Genomic DNA, 14,652 nt, shown 5'->3' with positions numbered 1-14,652 from the left:
AAGACATCATAACTTCGGCGGGAGATTACATGCTGGGTATCGGAACAATCGCCAAAAAGGTCTTTGGCACGCCAAACGACCGGAAGATCAAGGCGACCCGGCCGCTTGTGGCACGGATCAATGCGCTGGAGCCCGAGTTTGAAAAGCTAAGCGACCACGAGATCAAAGCGCGCACCGCGGAATTGGCCAAACGGGCCGACGGGGGCGAAAGCCTTGACGATCTGCTGCCCGAAGCCTTTGCCAACTGCCGCGAAGCCGCCCGCCGCACCCTCGGCCTGCGCGCCTTCGACACGCAGCTTCTGGGTGGCATCTTCCTGCATCAGGGCAATATCGCCGAGCAGAAGACCGGTGAGGGCAAGACCCTGACCGCGACCTTCGCGGCCTATCTCAACGGGCTTACGCATAAGGGCGTGCATGTGGTGACCGTGAACGAATACCTCGCCAAACGCGACGCCGAATGGATGGGCAAGGTTTTCGGCGCATTGGGCCTGACCACGGGTGTCGCCTATTCTGGCATGCCCGAGGACCAGAAACGCGCGGCCTACGCCTGCGACATCACCTATGCCACCAACAACGAGTTGGGCTTCGACTACCTGCGCGACAATATGAAGTCGAACCTGTCGGACATGCTGCAACGCGGGCATAACTTTGCCATCGTGGACGAGGTCGACAGTATCCTGATCGACGAAGCGCGGACGCCGCTGATCATCTCCGGCCCGTCGCAGGACCGTTCCGAGATGTATCAGATCATCGACGCGCTGATCCCCTCGCTCACCGATGAGCATTACGAGCTGGACGAGAAGACCCGCAACGTCACCTTCACCGACGAGGGCAATGAGTTCCTCGAAGAGCAGTTGCGCGCGCGGGAATTGATCGAAGAGGGGATGACCCTTTACGATCCCGAAAGCACGACCATCGTGCACCACGTCAACCAAGGTCTGCGGGCGCACAAGCTGTTCCAGCGCGACAAGGACTACATCGTGCGCGATGGCGCGGTGACGTTGATCGACGAATTCACCGGCCGCATGATGCCGGGCCGCCGCCTGTCGGACGGTCTGCACCAAGCGATCGAAGCCAAGGAAGGCGTCGACATCCAGCCCGAGAACGTGACCCTCGCAAGCGTCACTTTCCAGAACTACTTCCGCCTATACGACAAACTGGGCGGCATGACCGGCACGGCCCTGACCGAAGCCGAAGAATTTGCCGAGATCTACGGCCTCGGCGTGGTCGAAGTGCCGACCAATGTGCCAATCGCCCGTGTGGACGAAGACGACGCCGTCTACCGCACCGCGCGTGAGAAATACGAGGCGATGATCGAACGGGTCAAAGAGGCCCACGCCAAGGGGCAGCCCTGCCTTGTCGGCACCACCTCAATCGAAAAGTCCGAACAGCTCAGCGCCATGCTGACCGCCGCCGGGATCGAGCACAATGTGCTCAACGCCCGCCAGCACGAGCAAGAGGCGCAGATCATCGCCGAAGCGGGCAAGCTGGGCGCGGTGACCATCGCCACCAACATGGCGGGCCGCGGCACCGATATTCAGTTGGGCGGCAACGTCGAATTGAAAGTGCTCGACGCGCTGGATGCCGATCCTGAGGCCGACCCGGCCAACATCCGCGCCCAGATCGAAGCGCAGCACGCCGAAGAGAAGCAGAAGGTGCTGGAGGCCGGTGGTCTCTACGTTCTGGCCTCTGAGCGTCACGAGAGCCGCCGCATCGACAACCAGTTGCGGGGCCGTTCGGGCCGTCAGGGTGACCCGGGCCGCACCTCGTTCTTCCTGTCGCTCGAAGATGACCTGATGCGCATTTTCGGTTCGGAACGGCTTGAGAAAGTGCTGACGACGTTGGGCCTGAAAGATGGTGAAGCCATCGTGCACCCATGGGTCAACAAATCGCTGGAGCGTGCGCAGGCCAAGGTTGAGGGCCGCAACTTCGACATCCGCAAGCAGCTGTTGAAGTTCGACGACGTGATGAACGAGCAGCGCAAGGTGATCTTTGGCCAGCGCCGCGAGATCATGGAGGCGGACAACCTCAATGAGATCGTCACCGACATGCGCGAGCAGGTGATCGACGATTTGATCGACACCTATATGCCGCCCAAGACCTATGCCGATCAGTGGGACACCCAAGCTTTCTATGCCGCGGTGATCGAACAGTTGAACGTCGACGTGCCGATCATTGCATGGTGCGAAGAGGACGGCGTGGATGATGAGGTGATCCGCGAACGTCTAATGAAAGCCACGGATGAGCTAATGGCCAAGAAGGCCGAGGCCTTTGGCGAAGAGAACATGCGCAACATCGAGAAACAGTTGTTGTTGCAGGCCATCGACACCAAATGGCGCGATCACCTGCTGACGCTTGAACATCTGCGCTCGGTTGTAGGCTTCCGCAGCTACGCGCAGCGCGATCCGCTGAACGAGTATAAGAACGAAGCCTTCCAATTGTTCGAGACGATGCTCGACAGTCTGCGGCAGGACGTGACCCAAAAGCTGGGCCAGATCCAACCGATGAGCGAAGAGCAGCGCCGCGAGATGATGCAGGAAATGGCCGCCCGTCAGGCCGCGATGCAGGCTGCGGCGAGCGAAGCGGCGGATGAGGCCTCTGAACAGGCCGAGGCCGCAGCCCCCGGCTTTGACGAGAACGATCCGTCCACATGGGGCAACCCGGGCCGGAACGATCCCTGCCCCTGCGGCTCTGGCAAGAAGTTCAAACACTGCCACGGTCAGATCACCTGAGCGGCGTCACCTTTTCGCCCATAACTTGGCGTTTCAGGGCCATACCCCGGCCCTGATCCGCGCCCATAAAGTCTCTAACGAATCCGTTGAAGGAGACTTGTCATGTGGCGCACGAAAGAAATTCTGACAGCTGTCGGCACTCTGGCCTGTGCGGTGGGCATTGGCTATGTCATGCAAAGCTCCGACACCGCGCAGCAGCGCTATGGCGCGGCTGAGGTGCTGCGCCCGGTGGCCGACAATGGCGCATTGCTTGAGGTTGAAGGCATCACCCTGACCTCTGCCGCGCTCGACAGTCCCATTGCGCTGCCAACACTGGATGACCGCGTGATCAAGGCCGCAGCGCCCCAAAGCCTGCCGCCCGCCCCGGAAAGCCACGGCGCCGCGATCCCTGCGACCTGCGATATCATTGCCGAAGCGGATGCCGTTGCCGCTGCGATGGTGAAACTCACCCTCGATGCCGCCTGCCTGCCAAATGAGCGGCTGACCGTGCACCACAACGGGATGATTTTCACCGAAGTGACCGATGACCAAGGGCAGTTGTCCGTCACCGTCCCCGCCTTGGCGGAAGAGGCTGTTTTCATCCTCGCCTTCGGCAACGGTGATGGCGCGGTGGCGCAAACTTCGGTTCCTGAACTATCCGACTTCAACCGCGTCGTGCTGCAATGGAAAGGCACGGCGGGGTTCGAGCTTCACGCCCGCGAGTTTGGCGCGGATTACGGCGAGGCGGGCCACGTCTGGTCCGGTGCGCCGCGCGATATGACTGCCGCCGTACTGGGCGAAGGGGGCTTCATGACCCGCAATGGCGACATTGAGGCTTCTGAGCCGCTGATGGCCGAAGTCTATAGCTTTCCGGTCGCCAAAGCGGGGCAGGAGGGCGATGTCGCGCTCAGCGTGGAGGCTGAGGTGAGCGAGGCGAACTGCGGGCTTGAGATCGAAGCACAGGCGCTGGAACTGCGCGGCGATGATCCGGTGAAAACCCAAAACCTGACCCTCGCTGTGCCGGACTGTGACGCGGTCGGCAACTTTCTGGTGTTGAATAATTTGCTCCAAGACCTGAAAGTCGCGCAGAACTGACGCAACCGGGTAGGTCTAGATGAACGGGTTGAAACGTGCGGCGATCAGCGCCGCACTTTTGCTTTTTACGACGGGCGCATCCGCAGCGCAGGACATCGCACTGACCTCGCGCGATGGCAGTGTCGAACTCAGCGGCACCCTGCTGGGGTTCGACGGCGAATTCTACCGCGTCGAGACGGACTATGGCGAGTTGACCGTCGACAGCAGCGGTGTGTCCTGCGCCGGTCCGGGCTGCCCCAACCTTGCGGATTTCGTGGCCGAGGTGCGCTTTTCAGGCTCTGCCACCATGGGTGCGGTGCTTATGCCTGCGCTGATCGAAGCCTTCGCCGCGCGCCAAGGCTATACCGTCAGCCGCGAAGAGGGGGACAGCGGGCGCTTCGCGCTGCTGCTTTCGCGGGAGGATGACGGCAAGCTTGCCGCGCGGTTCGATTTTCGTGCAAGCAATACCAACGAGGGCTTTGCCGATCTGCTGGCGGATGAGGCCGACGTCGTCATGGCCCTACGCGAGGTGCGCCGCGAAGAGCGGATCAATGCCCGTGAGGCGGGCTTGGGTGATCTGACCGATGCCAATCGCAGCCGGGTTCTGGCGCTTGATGCAGTGGTGCCCGTGGTCGCCCCGTCCAACCCGGTGAAACAAATCTCGCCGCTGACCTTGGCGCGGGTGTTCTCGGGCGAGATCAAGAATTGGCAGCGCCTCGGCGGGCCGGACGCACCGATTGAGTTGCATCTGCCCACCGCCGACAGCGGGTTGAGCCAAGCCATCGTGGATCAGGTGCTCACCCCCGCCGGGCTGGAACTGAGCGCCGATGTCACCCGTCATGCCATGCCCGATGCGCTGGCCGAAGCGGTCGCGCGGGATGTTTTTGCCCTTGGCATCACCAGCTATGCCGAACAGGGGGAGACCGAGGTGCTGACTCTTGGCGGCAACTGCGGTTTTGCGCTGGATGCCGCACGGCGCACGATCAAAACCGAAGATTACCCGCTGACCGCGCCGATGTTCCTCTATTTCCCCGCCCGGCGCTTGCCGCTGATCACGCGCGAGTTTCTGGCCTTCACCCGTGGCCCTTCGGCCCAGATCGTGATCCGCCGGGCCGGTTTCGTGGATCAAACGCCCGAGGAAATCCCGGTTGAGGAGCAGGGCAACCGCTTTGCCAATGCGATCATCACGGCGGGCGCGGAAACGCCGCTGGAAGAGTTGCAGCGCATGACGGCGACACTGGTGCCGATGGCGCGGCTGACCACCTCTTTCCGCTTCGAGGCCGGGTCGATCCGGCTTGATGCGCAGTCGCGGTCCAACGTGCAGCAATTGGCGCGGGCCTTGGAACAGGGGCAGTATGATGCGCGGCGATTGATGTTCGTGGGCTTCAGCGATGGCGAGGGGGCCGCGCGGGCCAACCGCGAAATCGCCCTGCGCCGGGCCGAAGCGGTGCAGCGCGCGGTCAGCGCGGCTGCGGTCACCGCCAATCTGTCGCGCATTGATCTGCGGGTCGATGCCTTTGGGGAGGCGATGCCGATTGCCTGTGACGACAGCGAATGGGGCCGTCAAGCAAACCGGCGAGTCGAGGTTTGGGTGCGCTAACCGCACCCCGCTATAGATGCCCCTCACTGCGAAAGCTGAGCTCGCGCGATTTTCCGATGATCAGGTGGTCATGCAGGGTCAGCCCCAAGGCGTCACAGGCGGCGGCGACCTGTCGGGTCATGTCAATGTCTGACCGTGACGGGCTGGGGTCGCCCGAGGGGTGATTATGCACGAGGATGATCGCGCTGGCGTTCAACTCAAGCGCACGTTTGGCAACCTCGCGCGGGTAGACCGGCACATGGTCCACCGTGCCTTTCGCTTGTTCTTCATCGGCGATGAGGATGTTTTTCCGGTCGAGGTAGAGGACTCGAAACTGCTCCATCTCCAGATGGGCCATGGTGGTGTGGCAATAGTCCAGCAGCGCGTCCCATGAGGAAACGATATGCCGTTGCAGCACCTTCGCTCGGGCTAGCCGCTGTGCCGCGGCTTCAATGATCTTGAGTTCGACAATCACCGCCTCTCCGACGCCTTTAACATCGCGCAGCCGGGCGGCGGGGGCGGTGATGACGCGATTGAAATCGCCGAACCGGTCCAGCAGTTCGCGCGCCAGCGGTTTCACATCCCGGCGCGGGATGGCGCGGAAGAGGACAAGCTCCAACATCTCGTAATCCGGCATGGCCGCCGCGCCCCCGTCGATGAAACGGCTGCGCAGGCGCTGGCGGTGATCCGCGATATAGGAGGGTTGCTTGCCCGTATTGGACGGCGGCGCTTGCGCTTCGTCCAGCAGATAGGGGAGGGGCTGATCAGCCAAGGTTCTCGGGGCACGGGTCATGCCCGGAGTGTCGCGCCAAAGTGGTTATTATTCGGTTAACGGACGGTTAAAACTTCGTTCACCACGCTGCCGAAAAAGGGGAGCCGCATCCAAGGCTCCCCCCAATGATTAACCCTTCATCGAATCCCAGAAGGATTTGACGGAAGAGAAGAAGTTGCTGCTTTCGGGGTTGTTGTTCTGGGCCTCGCCCTCGAACTCACGCAGCAGTTCTTTCTGCCGGTTGGTCAGGTTCACCGGGGTTTCGACCGCCAGTTCGATGATCATGTCACCCACGCCACCGCCACGCAGCGGCGGCATGCCCTTGCCGCGCAGACGCATCTGACGGCCCGACTGGCTGCCTGCGGGGATCTGCACGCGGCCACGGCCCCCGTCGATGGTGGGCACTTCGATATTGCCACCCAGAGCGGCAGTGCTCATCGACACCGGAACACGGCAGAAGAGGTTCGGCCCGTCGCGTTCGAACAATTCGTGATCGGCCACCTCAATAAAGATGTAGAGATCACCCGAAGGCCCGCCACGCATGCCCGCTTCGCCTTCGCCAGCGAGACGGATGCGGGTGCCGGTTTCGACGCCCGCGGGGATGTTGACCGAGAGCGTGCGCTCTTTCTCAACCCGGCCCGCGCCGCGGCATTTCTTGCAAGGATTCTTGACGATCTGCCCCATGCCGGAACAGGTCGGGCAGGTCCGCTCGACGGTAAAGAAACCTTGCTGCGCGCGCACCTTGCCCATGCCCGAACAGGTAGGGCAGGTCGAAGGTTCCGCGCCGCCTTCGGCACCGCTGCCGTCACAGGCGTCACATTGGACGGAGGCCGGGACGGTGATCGACTTTTGCATGCCCGAAAAGGCATCTTCGAGCGAGATGCGCAGGTTGTAGCGCAAATCAGCCCCGCGTGCGGCACGTCGTCCTCCGCCACCGCCACGTTGGCCCATGAAGTCGCCGAAAAGATCGTCAAAGACGTCGGAAAAGGCCGAAGAGAAATCGCCCTGACCGCCGCCCATGCCGCCGCCGGGACGCCCGCCGCCCATGCCACCTTCGAAGGCGGCGTGGCCATAGCGATCATAGGCGGCTTTCTTGTCACCGTCTTTGAGCACATCATAAGCCTCGCCCACTTCTTTGAACTGGGCTTCGGCTTGGGGGTTGTCTTTGTTGCGGTCGGGGTGGAGGTCCTTCACCTTGCGGCGATAGGCTTTCTTGATCTCGTCGGCAGAGGCCCCTTTGGCAACGCCAAGCACCTCGTAGTAGTCACGTTTTGCCATGGGTTATCATGCTCCTGCGCTAGAACGTGATAGGCCGGCCCGTCTGACGGACCGGCCCTTTCACAGGTTCCGTTTCACACGCTTACGCGCGCTTGTCGTCGTCCAGATCTTCGAACTCGGCATCAAGGATGTCATCATCGCCACCTTGGGCTTGCTGAGCATCCGAAGGCTGCGCCGTGTCTTCGCTGCCGCCCTCTTCCTGAGCGGCCTTATAGATGGCTTCGCCCAGTTTCATGGCGGATTCGGTGACGTTCTGGATGCCGTTCTTGATCTTGTCGGCGTTGTCTGTTTCCAGCTCGTCTTTCAGCGCGGCAATGGCCAGTTCGATCGCTTCGACGGTGGTCGGGTCGACCTTGTCGGAATGCTCTTCCAGCGACTTCTCGGTCGAGTGGATCAGCGATTCCGCCTGGTTCTTCGCTTCGATCAGCTCGCGACGGGACTTGTCCGCCTCGGCATTCTCTTCCGCGTCCTTGACCATCTGTTCGATGTCCGCATCCGACAGACCGCCCGAAGCTTGGATCGTGATCTTCTGCTCCTTACCGGTGCCTTTGTCGAGCGCGCCGACCGACACGATGCCGTTGGCGTCAATGTCGAAGGTCACTTCGATCTGCGGCATGCCGCGGGGCGCAGGCGGGATGTTCTCAAGGTTGAAGGCACCGAGCATCTTGTTGTCGGCAGCCATCTCACGCTCACCTTGGAAGACCCGGATGGTCACGGCGTTCTGGTTGTCTTCGGCGGTCGAGAAGACCTGAGACTTCTTCGTCGGGATCGTGGTGTTACGGTCGATCAGACGGGTGAAGACACCACCGAGCGTCTCGATACCGAGGGACAGCGGGGTCACGTCGAGCAGGACCACGTCCTTCACGTCGCCTTGCAGAACACCGGCCTGAATGGCGGCACCAAGGGCCACGACTTCGTCCGGGTTCACACCCTTGTGCGGCTCCTTGCCGAAGAATTTGGAGACCTCTTCGGCCACCTTCGGCATACGGGTCATACCACCCACGAGCACGACTTCGTCGATGTCGGACGCGGACAGGCCGGCATCCTTCAGCGCGGCGGCGCAGGGCTTCATCGAAGCTTTGATCAGGTCACCAACGAGGCTTTCCAGCTTGGCACGGGTCAGCTTCATGACCATGTGCAGCGGCGAGCCATCCTTGCCCATCGAGATGAAGGGCTGGTTGATCTCGGTCTGGCTGGAGGAGGACAGTTCGATTTTCGCCTTCTCAGCAGCTTCCTTCAGACGCTGCAACGCCATCTTGTCTTGCGTCAGGTCGACGCCGTTGGCCTTTTTGAACTCTTCCGCAAGATAGTTCACGATGCGCATGTCAAAGTCTTCACCACCGAGGAAGGTGTCGCCGTTGGTGGATTTCACTTCGAACAGGCCGTCGTCGATCTCAAGAATGGTTACGTCGAATGTACCGCCGCCAAGGTCATAGACCGCGATGGTTTGCGTGTTCTCTTTGTCGAGACCGTAGGCCAGCGCGGCGGCTGTCGGCTCGTTGATGATGCGCAGCACTTCGAGACCGGCGATCTTGCCGGCGTCTTTGGTGGCCTGACGCTGGGCGTCGTTAAAGTAGGCAGGCACGGTGATAACCGCCTGAGAGACTTCCTCACCCAGATAGCTTTCTGCGGTTTCTTTCATCTTGCCGAGGATGAAGGCCGAGATTTGGCTTGGGGAGTATTTCTCACCCTTGGCTTCGACCCATGCGTCGCCGTTGCCGCCGTCGATGACGTTGAACGGCATGTTCTTTTTGTCTTTGGCCAGGTCCGCATCGTCGTTGCGGCGGCCGATCAGGCGCTTGACGCCAAAGACTGTGTTTTCAGGGTTGGTGACCGCCTGGCGTTTCGCCGGCTGGCCGACAAGGCGTTCATCGTCGGTGAAGGCGACGATCGACGGCGTGGTGCGCGCGCCTTCGGCGTTTTCGATCACACGCGGCTGGCTGCCATCCATGATGGCGATACAGCTGTTGGTGGTGCCAAGGTCAATACCGATTACTTTGGACATGTTTCGATCCCTCTTTGAATCTAAGGCGATGACACGAGGCGCGGACCCGTTTTGGCATCCTGCCCCGATCTGTTGACATCGAAGACCACGTGCCTTCGACGGTTCGGAGCGTATATAGGGAGGGTATTTGCACCCTGCAACCATTGGCTGGTCTGGATGGTCGCGATTCCGTGATGTTTTTGCTAAACGAGTGAGGAAGAACGAAAAATGACTGCTTTGCGCCTCCGGGGCTTTGATATTCACAAGGAATTTCTAGGAAGAGCGGCCCAGCAGGAGGTGCTGGAGGCGGTGCGCGGCGTGGTGCGTCAGGCGCCGTTCTTTCGCCCCGAAGTGCCGCGCGGCGGGCGCATGTCGGTCCGGATGAGCGCGGCAGGGCGCTATGGCTGGTTTTCGGATCGGCGTGGGTATCGTTACGTCACCGAACATCCCGACGGCCAGCCTTGGCCCGAGATCCCGGTCCCGATTGTGGCGATTTGGGATCAGTTGACCGGGTTGGAGCGCCGCCCGGAATGCTGCCTGATCAACTACTACGATGCCGATGCGCGTATGGGGCTGCATCAAGACCGGGACGAGGCGGATTTTCAGTGGCCTGTGGTCTCAGTCTCTCTGGGGGATGATGGGTTGTTTCGGATCGGCAACCTGACCCGAGGGGGCAAGACGGAATCGATCTGGCTGCAATCGGGCGATGTGGTGGTGATGGGCGGTGACGCGCGGCTGACCTATCACGGTGTGGACCGGATCAAACCCGGCACCTCGACATTGCTGCCCAAAGGCGGGCGGATCAACTTGACGCTGCGCGTGGTGGAGTAGCGTTTTCTTTGAAAGAGAACGGCGACGGACTTATTCAAAAAGTCCGTCGCTTCAGTGGCTAAGCGAACAACACCCTGTCTGATGTTGCCAGCCATCATTTCCCTGCAGAAGGAAGTCGACCGCCAGCCCATAGGCGCGATCCGACATGCCATCGCTACAGGCCCGCGCCGTAAGCGTGGCGATGGCCGCGCCCTGCCGCCCCTCGGCGATCATGTGAAAACTGTCGCGCCGCCCCTGCGCCGGGCCAGACTGCGTGATGCGGTAATCGCGTGCACCGCCCACCATGGCATCGTAGCTCAACGCCTCGCCGGTCACCTCAAAAGACCAAAACGGCTCCGTCCCGCCGCAATGGGCCACGGGTGGCATCGCACCGGCCCATTGGCCCGCTTGCCGGGTGAGGAAACGCAGAGAGACCCAGCCGCTCCCTTCGCCCGTGTTGACCAAGCCCCAGCCGTGATGGTCATCGGGGCGGATCACTTCGATGTTCTGCGCGTCAGGCTCGAAGTTGCCGATGATCGGGGCGCTGGCACTCGGGGCTTGGCGAATGTTCAATACGTCATCCGCCGCGACACCGCTAACGTCATGCAGGGCGGGCCAAGCATCCTGCGTCGCCCAGACAGGCAGTGCCCAAAGGCAGAGGAAGAGCGCCAGAAGTCTCATCGCCGGGCGTTCCAACTGATGGACGCATGGCGGCGGGTATAGAATTCGCCCATCAGCCCAATCATCAAAAGCACCAGACCCACCCAAAGCGGATATTCCCAACTGGTGTAGCGCGGGTTGTAATTGATGAAGGCAAAGCCGCGCGCTTGGTCGATGCTGTGAAACAGCGGGTTCCAGTCAAACATCGCCAGCATATAGCCGGGCAGGGAGTTGGCGAGGAACATCTTCCCCGAGGCGATCATATTGGCGCGTTGATAGACGGTAGAGAAAATCGTCACGAAGGACGGAAACCACGGTTTGATCGCGAGCATCACCAGCCCGAGCGCGCAGCCGGTAAACCATGCGGTCAGCATCATCCCGAAAGCGGCAAAAGGTTGATCTATGGTGATCGGGGTGACCGCCACATGATAGATGAACAGGATCACGAAGAGCGACAGCACTTGGATATAGAGCGAGCCCACTGCCGCCGATGCGATGGCGATGATCGTGTTCATCGGGGCGTGCTGCATCATCGGGCTTGCCGGTCCCTCAGACCCCGCGACCGCGCCCAAAGCTTTCACATGTGTGAGGTAGAGGAAAATCCCCGACATGAGATAGATGAGGAAGTCACCCCGCACGGCAGAGCCGCGCATCCCGAGGATCGAAAACATCACATAGAAGGCCAGTACGAACATCACCGTTTGCAGCATGTTCATCGCGATGGCGATAAAGGCATTGTTGTGCTGTTTGCGCACGTTGCGCACCACGGAATGGTACACCAGTTCCGCGATGGCGAGGGCAGAACCGATGCCGGATTTCGGCTTTCTGGAAGACTGGAACATGCGCGCGTCCTTGACGAAGCCCTAGCGTGGCACGGAATTCTTGCTGTTCCGTTAGCTCCGCAGCATAAGGGAAACAGTGAATTGAAGCAACGACAGCCCGCAGGGCCGGAGGCAAAATGGATTACGAGAAACTGGTCGCGGAAATGCGGCGGCTGGCATTGGAAGCCGGGGACAAGATCATGGAGATCTACGGTCAGGACGATTTCGAGGTGAAATCGAAATCCGACGACAGCCCCGTCACCGCCGCCGATGAAGCCGCCGACGCGATCATTTCCGACGGGCTCCGCGCGGCCTTCCCCGATGTCATGTTGGTGACCGAAGAGCAGGCTGCGACCCATTCCGCTAAAGGCGATACCTTTCTCATCGTCGATCCGCTGGATGGCACCAAAGAGTTCGTCCACCGCCGCGGGGATTTCACGGTGAACATCGCGCTGGTCGAAGGCGGCGTGCCGACGCGCGGCGTGGTCTATGCCCCCGCCAAAGCCCGGATGTTCTTTACCCAAGCCGATGGCCAGTCGGTCGAAGAGGCCGGCGCATTCGACAAGAGGCAGGTGGGGGAGACCAAGGCGATTTCGGTCTCTAACCCCGACAATGCGGCCTTGATGGTCGTCGCCTCCAAATCTCACCGTGATCAGGCGACCGATGATTACATCGGAAAATACGCTGTGCGAGACATGACCTCGGCGGGGTCGTCGCTGAAATTCTGTCTCGTTGCGACCGGAGAGGCCGATCTCTACCCGCGTTTGGGCCGCACGATGGAGTGGGACACCGCCGCCGGCCATGCGGTGCTGAACGGGGCAGGCGGCGCGGTGGTGCGCTTTGACGACCTCTCGCCCCTGACCTACGGCAAAGAAGACTTCGCCAACCCTTTCTTCATCGCCCATGCCCCGGGCGTTGAGTTGAAGGCGGGCTGATGTCGGTCCTGATCGTCATTCCCGCCCGCTATGCCTCCACCCGCTATCCCGGCAAGCCGCTGGTGGCGCTCACCGGGGCGTCGGGCCAGAAACAGACCCTGATCGAACGCAGTTGGCGGGCCGCCAGCGCGGTGTCGGGCGTCGACCGCGTTGTGGTGGCCACCGACGACGACCGCATTCGGGAGGCCGCCGAAGGCTGCGGTGCCGAGGTCGTGATGACCTCGGAAAGCTGCGCCAATGGCACCGAACGCTGTGCCGAGGCCCATGCCGCATTGGGCGCGGGCTATGACATCGTGGTTAACCTGCAAGGTGACGCCCCGCTGACCCCGCATTGGTTTGTCGAAGGGCTGGTGCAGGGGTTGAAAGACAACCCCGAGGCCGAGATCGCCACCCCGGTTCTGCGCTGTGACGGGGCCACGTTGAACAGTCTTCTGGCCGACCGCAAAGCGGGCCGCGTGGGCGGCACCACGGCGGTTTTCGGCGCCGACAATCAGGCGCTCTACTTCTCGAAAGAGGTCGTTCCCTATACCGGAAAGCTCTATGCAGAGACGGATGAGACCCCGGTCTTCCACCACGTCGGCGTCTATGCCTACCGCCCTGATGCGCTGGCCCAATACCCAAGCTGGCCCGTCGGCCCCTTGGAGCAATTGGAAGGGTTGGAGCAGCTGCGTTTTCTTGAAAATGGCCGCGCCGTGCTCTGTGCGGAGGTCGAGGCCAAGGGGCGCGAGTTTTGGGAGCTGAACAACCCCGAAGACGTGCCAAAGCTCGAAGCTATGATGGCGAAAATGGGTCTGGAATGAGGGCCACCCCCGTCAGTGCCACGCTCGAAAGCGGCGTGCCTGTCAGCATCGTGATTGTCAGCCGGAATCGGCCCGAAGCATTGCGGCGCTGCCTGACGGGGGTGGAACAGCTTCAATATACCCCTTTCGAAGTCATCATCGTGGCCGATCCTGCCGGGATTGCCGTGGCCCGTGCCATGCATTTCGCCGGGGCGTTGAAGCTGGTCCCTTTCGACAGGCCGAATATCTCTGCCGCCCGCAACCTTGGGATCGCCGAGGCCGCGGGGGAGGTCGTGGCCTTTATCGACGATGACGCGGTGCCGGAGCCGCAATGGCTGCGCCACCTACTGGAGCCTGCGCAACAGCCCGAGGTCGCGGCGATGACCGGCTTCGTTCGGGGGCGAAACGGCATCTCGTTTCAATATCGTGCGCGCCAATTGAATGGTCTCGGAGAGCCGGAAACGCTCGATGTCGACCCTGAAACCCCAAGCATCCTGCACCCTCCGCCCGGGGGGGCAATCAAGACCGAAGGCACTAATATGGCCTTTCAGCGCGATGTCTTGGTGGAAATGGCCGGCTTTGACCCAGCCTTTCACTACTATCTTGATGAGACCGATCTGAACATGCGGCTGGCGCGGGCGGGCCATGCCACGGCAATCGTGCCACTGGCCGAGGTCCACCACGGTTTCGCCGCCAACGCTATACGAAGCGCCAACCGCGTGCCGCGCGATCTTTTCGATATCGGGGCGAGCTGGGCCGTGTTTCATCGCAAACATCTGCCTGCGCAGGACCGTGCCGCTCATTGGGCGCATCTGCGGGCCCAAGAGCGCCGCCGTCTGCTGCGCCATCTGGTAAGCGGCGGGTTGGAGCCGCGTGATGTGCCAAGGCTGCTGCGCAGGTTGGACGAGGGGCACGCCGAAGGGGGGAAGCGCCCTATCGTCCGCGTTACCCTGCCGCAGACAGCCAGCAGCGCTTTCCGCCCCTTTCCCGCCCGCGCCCGGCGCAGCGTGGCCATGTTCACTCGGCCTATTAATCTGGCGCGAGACCGGGCAAAGGCTGCAAAACGGGCATTATCGGGTGAGATCGTGACCCTGATCAACCTTTCGCCGACGGCGCTTTATCATCGCGTTGCCTTTGATCCGGCCCACGCTATTTGGCTGCAAACAGGTGGAATATACGGAAAGTCCACACGGGATGACGCGGTTTTCCGCTTAACTCGGCGCCTCGACAGGCTGCAAAGGGAAGTTAA

Annotated in this window: 12 protein-coding genes; 7 read left to right on the top strand and 5 right to left on the bottom strand. The window is 61.5% G+C overall.

Annotation, left to right across the window (positions count from 1 at the left end; all coding sequences use genetic code 11):
- Window positions 1-29 precede the first annotated feature (29 nt).
- The 3 genes from secA to ACGYLA_RS03220 all read left to right on the top strand — a co-directional run bounded on the left by secA (window position 30) and on the right by ACGYLA_RS03220 (window position 5,385).
- The gene (secA, locus tag ACGYLA_RS03230) at window positions 30-2,732 is read left to right on the top strand and encodes a preprotein translocase subunit SecA (protein WP_394430279.1); all 2,703 of its coding nucleotides are present in this window, start codon (window positions 30-32) and stop codon (window positions 2,730-2,732) included.
- Between the two features lie 102 nt (window positions 2,733-2,834).
- Window positions 2,835-3,806 (top strand): hypothetical protein, encoded by a 972-nt coding sequence (locus tag ACGYLA_RS03225; protein WP_394430277.1) that lies wholly within the window; start codon window positions 2,835-2,837, stop codon window positions 3,804-3,806.
- Window positions 3,807-3,825: 19 nt separating this feature from the next.
- Window positions 3,826-5,385, top strand: coding sequence for a phosphate ABC transporter substrate-binding/OmpA family protein (locus ACGYLA_RS03220; RefSeq protein WP_394430275.1), 1,560 nt, complete (start codon window positions 3,826-3,828; stop codon window positions 5,383-5,385).
- Window positions 5,386-5,395: 10 nt separating this feature from the next.
- On the opposite strand, the gene radC is transcribed toward ACGYLA_RS03220, so the two are convergent.
- The 3 genes from radC to dnaK all read right to left on the bottom strand — a co-directional run bounded on the left by radC (window position 5,396) and on the right by dnaK (window position 9,419).
- Window positions 5,396-6,157 (bottom strand): DNA repair protein RadC, encoded by a 762-nt coding sequence (radC, locus tag ACGYLA_RS03215; RefSeq protein ID WP_209216868.1) that lies wholly within the window; start codon window positions 6,155-6,157, stop codon window positions 5,396-5,398.
- Window positions 6,158-6,265: 108 nt separating this feature from the next.
- A complete protein-coding gene (gene dnaJ / locus ACGYLA_RS03210) occupies window positions 6,266-7,414 on the bottom strand; it encodes a molecular chaperone DnaJ (protein ID WP_067264268.1) in 1,149 nt (382 codons plus the stop codon).
- 82 nt (window positions 7,415-7,496) lie between these two features.
- A complete protein-coding gene (gene dnaK, locus ACGYLA_RS03205) occupies window positions 7,497-9,419 on the bottom strand; it encodes a molecular chaperone DnaK (protein WP_271688593.1) in 1,923 nt (640 codons plus the stop codon).
- Window positions 9,420-9,626: 207 nt separating this feature from the next.
- On the opposite strand from dnaK, the gene ACGYLA_RS03200 reads away from it, so the two are divergent.
- Window positions 9,627-10,229: an alpha-ketoglutarate-dependent dioxygenase AlkB family protein gene (locus tag ACGYLA_RS03200; RefSeq protein ID WP_394430273.1), complete on the top strand. Its 603-nt coding sequence runs from the start codon at window positions 9,627-9,629 to the stop codon at window positions 10,227-10,229.
- A 51-nt stretch (window positions 10,230-10,280) separates the two neighbouring features.
- On the opposite strand, the gene ACGYLA_RS03195 is transcribed toward ACGYLA_RS03200, so the two are convergent.
- Both ACGYLA_RS03195 and ACGYLA_RS03190 read right to left on the bottom strand, forming a co-directional pair.
- Window positions 10,281-10,889: a COG3650 family protein gene (locus tag ACGYLA_RS03195; RefSeq protein WP_394430271.1), complete on the bottom strand. Its 609-nt coding sequence runs from the start codon at window positions 10,887-10,889 to the stop codon at window positions 10,281-10,283.
- Window positions 10,886-11,710 (bottom strand): ABC transporter permease, encoded by an 825-nt coding sequence (locus ACGYLA_RS03190; protein WP_067264256.1) that lies wholly within the window; start codon window positions 11,708-11,710, stop codon window positions 10,886-10,888. Before ACGYLA_RS03190 ends, ACGYLA_RS03195 begins: the two co-directional genes overlap by 4 nt.
- 116 nt (window positions 11,711-11,826) lie before the next feature.
- On the opposite strand from ACGYLA_RS03190, the gene cysQ reads away from it, so the two are divergent.
- The 3 genes from cysQ to ACGYLA_RS03175 all read left to right on the top strand — a co-directional run.
- On the top strand, window positions 11,827-12,624 hold the full coding sequence (gene cysQ, locus ACGYLA_RS03185) for a 3'(2'),5'-bisphosphate nucleotidase CysQ (RefSeq protein ID WP_394430269.1): 798 nt from the start codon (window positions 11,827-11,829) through the stop codon (window positions 12,622-12,624).
- Window positions 12,624-13,424 carry a 3-deoxy-manno-octulosonate cytidylyltransferase gene (locus ACGYLA_RS03180; protein ID WP_394430267.1) on the top strand — a complete coding sequence of 267 codons (801 nt, stop codon included), beginning with the start codon at window positions 12,624-12,626 and terminating at the stop codon, window positions 13,422-13,424. The genes cysQ and ACGYLA_RS03180 overlap by 1 nt, the downstream gene beginning before the upstream one ends.
- On the top strand, window positions 13,421-14,652 hold a 1,232-nt coding region (locus tag ACGYLA_RS03175), incomplete at its 3' end, for a glycosyltransferase family 2 protein (protein WP_394430264.1). The genes ACGYLA_RS03180 and ACGYLA_RS03175, both read left to right, overlap by 4 nt.

Origin of the sequence: Sulfitobacter sp. 1A13679 (assembly GCF_043557115.1) — a bacterium.
Classification (GTDB): Bacteria; Pseudomonadota; Alphaproteobacteria; order Rhodobacterales; family Rhodobacteraceae; genus Sulfitobacter; species Sulfitobacter faviae.
The sequence above is the reverse complement of the archived record's forward strand: the minus strand, read 5'-3'. Positions and strand labels throughout refer to the sequence as shown.